This is a genomic window from Streptomyces sp. NPDC006283 (assembly GCF_040613325.1).
GTDB lineage: Bacteria > Actinomycetota > Actinomycetes > Streptomycetales > Streptomycetaceae > Streptomyces.
This window is the reverse complement of the sequence record NZ_JBEXRZ010000282.1, coordinates 1-7931: the sequence shown is the minus strand read 5'-3', so window position 1 is coordinate 7931 and position 7931 is coordinate 1. Positions and strand designations below refer to the sequence as shown.

Sequence of the window (7931 nt, the reverse complement as noted above, 5' to 3'; positions counted from 1 at the left end):
CGCGAGCAGGCTCGGGCCCTCCAGGCCGTCCAGCGCGGTGCGCCAGGCGGCGCGGGCGGCGTCGTCGTCGCGGCCGGCGAGCCACGCCAGGTAGGCGCGGTAGGGGGTGACGGGCGGCAGGCCAGCGTCGTCGCCGCGCTGCTCGTACAGGGTGAACAGTTCGCGCACCAGCAGGGGCATGGACCAGCCGTCGAGGAGCAGGTGGTGCGTGGTCAGGACGAGCTTGTGGTGTTCGGGGGCGAGGGTGAGCAGGCCGAAGCGGATCAGCGGCGGGGCTCCGGGGTCGAAGCGTTCGGCGCGGTCGTCGGCGATGTAGCGCCGGGCGGCCTGCTCGCGTTCGGTGTCGGTGAGGGCGCTCAGGTCGCGGGTGTGCCAGGGCAGCGGCACCTCGTGGGGCACGAACTGGACGGGCCGCTCCACGTTGTGCTGCCAGAACCCGGCACGCAGGTTGGGGTGGCGGCGCAGCAGGGTGCGGGCGGCGGCCCGCAGGTCGGCCGCGTCCAGCGGGCCGCGCAGCTCGAAGACCATCTGGACGGTGTAGACGTCGGTGCCCCGGGTCTCGGCTCCGTAGGTGACCTGGAAGAGGAGACCTTCCTGGAGCGGGGACAGGGGCAGGACGTCGGCGAGGCCGTTCTGGGTCATCGGGACACCTTCCACGCGGCTTCGAGCTGGTCGATCTGGGTCTGGCTGAGGGAGACCAGGGACAGGTCGGAGGGGGTGATGCCGCCCGCGTCGGGGCGCATCGCATGGGTGACGAGGGCGGAAAGGGCCCGGAACCAGGTGTCGCCGAGGTCGCGCACGGCGGCCTCGTCGAGGAGGCGGCCGGCCCAGGTCCAGGTGGCCTGCAGGCGGGGGCCGGCCGGCTCGTCGCGGGTGAGGGCGTTGACCTCGACGGCGTGCGCGAGGGGCAGGCCGGGGTCGGTGCCGTCGCCGATCGCTTCGGCGTCGGGGGCGGCCGTCCACAGGCCGTCGGCGCCCTCGGAGGCGAACCGGCCGAGGTAGTTGAAGCCGAGGGCGGGGGTGCCGTGCGGGGCGAGCGCGGCAAGGCTGCGGCCGGTGCGGGCGTCCAGGTGGCGCAGCAGGCCGTGGCCGATGCCGCCGTCGGGGATCTTGCGCAGCTGCTCCTTGATCCGTTTGACGGCGGTCCCGGCGGCGGGGCCGCCTGCCAGCGCCTCGTCCCGGTCGAGCGTTCCGGGCGCCAGGCGCACCGGGTACATGCTGGTGAACCAGCCGACGGTGCGGGAGAGTTCGGCGCCGCTCGTGCCGGGTTCGCGGCCGTGTCCTTCGAGGTCGATCAGGACGGCGTCGCTGTCGCCGAGGCCGCGGCGGCGGCGCCAGTCGGCGACGGCGAGCGCGAACGCGGTGAGCAGGATGTCGTCGACGCGCCCGTTGAACGCGGCGGTGACGGTGGTCAGCAGCGCGGCCGTGGTCTCGTGGTCGAGGGTGAGGTGGAGGCTGCGGGCGGTCGCGGCGGTGTCGAGTTGCGGGTCGAGGGGCTGGGCGGTGACCGGTGCGCAGCCGCCTGCCAGCATCCCGGTCCACAGGGCGAGTTCGGCGGCGCGTTCGGGCCGCTGGGCTTCCCGGGCGAGGTGCTGGGCCCAGGCGCGGAAGGAGGTGGTGACGGGCAGCAGGGTGCCGTCGGCGCCGGGCGCGGTCGCCTCCCAGGCCGTTTTCAGATCCGGGAGCAGGATGCGCCAGGAGACGCCGTCGACGACCAGGTGGTGCAGGGTGAGAAGGAGCCGGCCGGGGCGGTCTGTTCCCGCGTCGAGCCAGACGGCCTGGCCGGTGAGGCCGGCGAAGGGGGCGAGGCGCTCGCGCGAGAGCGCGGCCTGCCGGCGGGTCAGGGCGGCGAGGGCGGTGTCGTCGAGGCCGGCCGCGTCCACGCGGCGTACCCAGTCTTCGGCCCGTACGCTGCCGGGCGGCTCGATCCGCATCGTCCACGAACCCTCGTCCTGGCCCTGTGGCCCGCGGAAGCGGGCCCGCAGCACGTCGTGGTGGTCGAGCAGCGTCTGCACCGCGGCCACGAGCCGCTGCTCGTCCAGCCGCGCCGGGACGGCGACGGTCATCGTCTGGCTGAACGCCTCCACGGGGCCGCCGCGTTCGCGCAGCCAGTGCATGATCGGGGTGAGCGGCACCTCGCCGCTCGCGTCGGCGGCGACGGACGCTCGCGGGCTGTCGTCCTCGGTGATCGAGGCGGCGACGCCTGCGAGCTGGGCGACCGTCTTGTGCTCGAAGATCTGTGCGGCGTTCAGCACCAGTCCGGCGCGCCGGGCCTTGCCGACGAGCTGGATGACCATGATGCTGTCGCCGCCGCGGTCGAAGAAGCTGTCGTCGATGAAGACGCCGTCGGTGCCGAGGACTTCGGCGAACAGGACCGCGAGGAGCTCTTCGCGCGGGGTGCGCGGGGCGCGGCCGGTGCTGTCGGTGGCCCCGTAGTCGGGTGCGGGCAGGGCCCGCCGGTCGAGCTTTCCGTTGCCGGTCAGCGGCAGTGCGTCGAGGGCGACGAACGCGGCGGGCACCATGTAGTCGGGCAGTGCCGCGGCGACGTGGGGGCGCAGCTGGGCGGCGTCGGCGGTGGCGCCGGGTGCGGGCACGACGTAGGCGACGAGCCGTTTGTCGCCGGGCCGGTCCTCGCGGACCAGGACGGCGCTCTGCGCGACGCGCGGGTGGGCGCCGAGGACGGACTCGATCTCGCCGAGTTCGATGCGGAAGCCGCGCACCTTGACCTGGTGGTCGGCGCGGCCGAGGAACTCCAGGACGCCGTCGGTGCGGCGGCGCACCAGGTCGCCGGTGCGGTACATGCGGGCGCCGGGGGTGTGCGGGTCGGCGACGAACCGTTCCGCGGTGGCGCCGGGGCGGCCCAGGTAGCCGCGGGCGAGTCCAAAGCCGCCGATGTACAGCTCGCCGGTGACGCCGGGCGGCACGGGCCGCAGCCGGTCGTCCAGGACGTGGCAGGTGGTGTTGTCCAGGGGGGTGCCGATGGGGACGGTGGTCTCCTGCTGCCACGGGGAGCGCATGTAGTGGTGGGTGGCGAAGGTGGTGGTCTCGGTGGGTCCGTAGCCGTCGACGACCAGGGTGGCCGGGGAGGCGGCGAGGACCCGGGCGACGGCGGCCGGGGAGACGACGTCGCCGCCGGTCCACACCTCCCGCACGCCGGTGAAGCAGTCGGGGCTCTCCTCGGCGAGGAGGTTGAACAGGCCGGAGGTGAGCCACATGCCGGTGACCTTGCCGTCGACGATCGCCCGCTCGAGGGCGCGGGTGTCCAGGTCGCCGGGCGGGGCGACGACGACGGTTCTGCCGGACAGCAGCGGCACCCACAGTTCGTACTGGGAGGTGTCGAAGGAGTACGGGGAGTGCAGCAGGACCCGTTCCTGGTTGCCGGTGCGCCAGCAGGTGTCGGCGGCCAGCGCGGCGACGTCGCCGTGGGTGATGGCGACGCCCTTGGGGTTGCCGGTGGAGCCGGAGGTGTACATCACGTAGGCGAGCTGGTGCGGGTGCGCCGGCTGCACGGGCAGCGGCTCGCCCGCCTCGGGCAGGTCGTCGACGACGAGGACCTGGGCCTCGCCCGCCCAGGAGGCGCAGTCGTGGGCGGTGTCGGTGGTCCGGTCGGTGAGCAGGACACGCGCTGCGACGTCCGCGGTGATCAGCCGCATGCGGGAGGCCGGGTAGCGGGTGTTGAGCGGCACGTAGAAGCCGCCGGCCTTGAGGACGGCGAGCAGGGACACCACCAGGTCGGTGGAGCGCTGCTGAAGGACGGCGACGGCCGATTCACGGCCGATGCCCGCCGCGGCGAGCCGTGCGGCGAGCCGGCCGGAGCGCAGGTCCAGTTCGGCGTAGGTCAGTTCGGTGCCGTCGTCGCCGGTGACGGCGGTCGCGGAGGGGGTGCGCAGGGCCTGGGCGGTGAAGAGTTCGGCGAGGCCTTGGGCGGGGACGGGCCGGGCGGTGTCGTTGCAGGCGGCGAGCAGGGCGCGTTCGGTGTCGTCGAGCAGGTCGTGCGCGCCGACGGGCGTCTCGGGTGCGGTGACGGCGGCGTCGAGGAGCCGCAGCAGCCGGCCGGTCAGTGCCTGGGCGGTGGCCCGCTCGTACAGGGCGGTGTCGTATTCGAGGTCGCCGTCGATGCCGGCGAACTCCTCGCCGCTGCCGCGGTGTTCGACGAGGTTGAAGGTGAGGTCGAACTTGGCGACGCCGAAGTCGACGTCCTCGCGCCGCACGTCGAGGCCCTTGAGCCGGGGGCGGGCCTCGAAGTCCTGGTAGGACAGCACCACTTGGAACAGCGGGTGGCGGGCGGCCGACCGCTTCGGCTGGAGCCGCTCGACGACCCGGTCGAAGGGCACGTCCTGGTGGGCGTAGGCGGCCAGCGCCGTGGCGCGTGTCCGGGCGAGGAGTTCGGTGAACGTCGGATCGCCGGAGGTGTCGGCGCGCAGCACGACCGGGTTGACGAAGAAGCCCACCAGGTCGTCGAGTGCGCTGTCGGGGCGGGAGGCGGTGGGGCAGCCGATGGGGATGTCGGTGCCCGCGCCCAGGCGGGTGAGCAGGGCGGCGAGGGCGGCCTGCAGCACCATGTGGCAGGTGGCGCCGTGGGCGCGGGCGAAGCTGTCGATGCGGGCGTGGAGCTTTGGCCCGATCTGCAGCGGGACGGAGCCGCCGCGGTGCTCGGCGACGGGCGGGCGGGGCAGGTCGGCGGGCAGTTCCAGCTGGTCGGGCAGGCCTGCCAGGGCGTTCTCCCAGAACGCCAGCTGGCGTCCGGCCAGGCTGGTGGGGTCGTCGGCGTCGCCGAGGAGTTCGCGCTGCCACACGGCGAAGTCGGCGTAGGTGACGGGCAGCGGGGGGAAGTCGGGGGCCCTTTGGGCGAGCCGGGCGGTGTAGGCGGTGGACAGGTCGCCGAGCAGGGGCCGCAGCGACCAGCCGTCGCCGGCGACGTGGTGCATCAGCAGCAGCAGGACGTTGTCGCCGTCGGGCAGGGTGAACAGGTGGGCGCGCAGCGGCAGCTGGCAGTCGAGGTTGAACGGCTCGCGGGCGGCCGCGGTCAGGGCGGCCGGGAGCCGGTCCTCGTCGATGCGCGACTCGATGACCCAGGGGCGGGCCTGCTCGGGCGGCAGCAGCCGGGGGCTCACGCCGTGCTCGCCGCGCGGGTAGACGGTGCGCAGGCTCTCGTGCCGGGTGACGACGTCGTACAGGGCGGCGCGCAGGGCGGTGCGGTTCAGCGTTCCCGACAGCCGCAGCGCCAGCGGCATGTTGTAGGTGGGTGCGGCGCCCTCGACTTCGCGCAGCACCCACATGCGGTGCTGGGCGTAGGAGGTGGGGCGCGGGTCGTCGCCGTGCTCGAGCCGGGTCAGCGGCGGGCGGCCGGTGGCGGCGGCGGGCAGCCGGGCGGCGAGCCCCGCGGGGGTGGGTGCCTCGAAGAGGTCCTGGATGGTGATCTCGGCGCCGAGGGTGTCGCGGACGGCGGCGATGAGGCGCCCGGCGAGCAGGGAGTGGCCGCCGAGGGTGAAGAAGTCGCTGTCGGCGCCGACGTGTTCGGTGCCCAGGGTGTCGGCGAAGATGCGGCGCAGGGCCTCTTCGCGTGCGTCGGCGGGCGCGGCCGGCGCCGGTCCGCCGGCGGGTGCGGGCGTGTGCGGGACGGGCAGGGCGGTGCGGTCGAGTTTGCCGTTGGCGGTCAGCGGCAGCGCGTCGAGCGGGGTGAAGGAGGCGGGCACGCAGTGCGCGGGCAGCTGCCCGGCCAGCAGGCGCCGCCAGCCGTCCGGGTCGGGCGCGGCGCCTGCGGCGGGGACGGCGTAGGCGGCGAGCCGGCGGTCGCCGGGCCTGTCCTCGCGGACGACGACGGCTGCCTGGGCGACACCGGGGTGGGTGGCGAGCACGCTCTCGATCTCGCCGAGCTCGATGCGGAAGCCGCGGATCTTGACCTGGTCGTCGCCGCGTCCCAGATAGGCGAACGTGCCGTTGTCGAGGTGGCGCACCAGGTCGCCGGTGCGGTACATGCGGGTGCCGGGCGGGCCGTAGGGGTCGGCGACGAACCGTCCGGCGGTCAGGGCGGGCCGGCCCAGGTAGCCGCGGGCCAGGCCCGCGCCGGCGACGTACAGCTCGCCGGTGAAACCGGGCGGCACCGGGCGCAGCGCCGCGTCCAGGACGCGGGGGTTCAGGTCGGGGATGGTGCCGCCGAGCAGGGAGCGGGCGCCGGGGACGGCGTGCTGGGGGCCGAGGGGGGCGTGCGTGACGTGCACGGTGGTCTCGGTGATGCCGTACATGTTGACCAGCCGGGCGGTGGTGCCGCGGCGGGCGTACCAGTCGGCCAGGCGGGCGGGGTCGAGGGCCTCGCCGCCGAACACGATGTGACGCAGGGCGAGTTCCGGCGGCCGGGGGCGGTTCTGGTCGGCTGCGTCGAGCTGGTGGAAGGCGGTCGGCGTCTGGTTGAGGACGGTGACCTTCTCGCGGGCCAGCAGGTCGAGGAAGTCGCCGGGCGAACGGCTGACGTGGTACGGGACGACGACGAGCCGGCCGCCGTGCAGCAGCGCGCCCCAGATCTCCCACACGGAGAAGTCGAAGGCGTAGGAGTGGAAGAGGGTCCACACGTCGTCGGCGCCGAAGCCGAACCAGTGGGCGGTGGCGTCGAACAGCCGCACCACGTTGGTGTGCGGGATCACCACGCCCTTGGGGCGGCCGGTGGAGCCGGAGGTGTAGATGATGTAGGCGGGGTGGGCGCCGTCGACGGCCACCTGCGGGTCGGTGTCCGGGTAGCCGCCGAGGTCCTGCGCCATCGCCTCGCCGGTAAGGACGAGGACGGGCTCGGCGTCCTCGATCATCCAGGCGAGGCGGTCGGCCGGGTAGTCGGGGTCCAGCGGCAGGTAGGCGGCACCGGACTTCAGGACCGCGATGAGGGCGACGACCAGGTCGAGGGAGCGGGGCAGGGTGAGCGCCACGAGCCGTTCGGGGCCGGCGCCCTGCTCGATCAGCCGGTGGGCGAGGCGGTTGGCGCGGGCGTCGAGCTCGGCGTAGGTGAGGTGCTCTCCGTCGTGGCTGACGGCGAGCGCGTCGGGGGTGGCGGCGGCGCGGGCGGCGAAGAGGGTGTGCAGGGCCGGGGAGCCGTTCTCGGCCGCTGTGGTGGCCGTGGTGGCCGTGGTGGTCGTCGTGGTGGTGCCGGTCGCCTCGGTGGCGTCGGCGGCGTGCACGCGGGCCAGGGGCGTGTCGGGGCCGCTCGTGGCGAAGGCGCGCAGGAAGCGGCTGAAGCGCGCCAGATGCGCGTCGGTCTCGGCCTCTGCGTACACCGCCGGGTTGGCTTCGAGATCGATGCGCGCCCCGCTGCCGTCCGGCTCCTCGTACACGGAGAACTTCAGGTCCTCCACGGGCCCGGTCGACAAGGGATGCACGGACGCCGCGGGCCCGCCGAAGTCCAGGCCGCGCGGGTAGGGCATGACGTTGACGACGGGCCCGTAGGCGCGTTCGCCGACGGCGCCGAGCTCGCGGCGCACCTCCTCGTACGGGTAGCGCTGGTGGCGCAGCAGCGGCTCCAGCGCGTCGCGCACGGCGGCGACCAGGTCGGCGAGCGAGGCGGCGGGGCGGGGTTCGACGTGGAGAGGCGGGACGTTGGCCACGGTGCCCGGCGCGCGGCGGGCGGCCGAGGTGCGGCGTGCGGTGACCGGCAGGCCGAGGGTGATGCCCCGCTCCCCCGTCAGCCACTGGACGTATGCGGCGACGACGGCCGGCAGCACGACCTGCCGGCCGGTGTCGGCGGCGCGGGCCACGGCGTCGAGGCCGTCCAGCACCTCGCGTCCGGCGAACGCGGTCCGGCGCAGCGCGTGCGGCGCCGCGGGGGCGGTCGTTGCGCCGAGGGTGACGGGGGCGGTGCGGCGGCAGATGGTGGCCGCGCCCGTGCCGCGGAAGGAAGGCGACCCGACGGCCCGCGATGTCCCCGAGGAACAGCGAGTCGCTCGGCG

The 7931-nt window shown here is 74.8% G+C and carries 2 protein-coding genes; both read right to left on the bottom strand.

Annotation, left to right across the window (positions count from 1 at the left end):
- Positions 1-642: condensation domain-containing protein (locus tag ABZ070_RS33590; RefSeq protein ID WP_356639528.1), on the bottom strand; the 642-nt coding region annotated here is incomplete at its 3' end.
- Positions 639-7760, bottom strand: a complete 7122-nt coding sequence (locus ABZ070_RS33585) for an amino acid adenylation domain-containing protein (protein WP_356639526.1) — start codon at positions 7758-7760, stop codon at positions 639-641. The genes ABZ070_RS33585 and ABZ070_RS33590, both read right to left, overlap by 4 nt.
- Between the last annotated feature and the right edge of the window lie 171 nt (positions 7761-7931).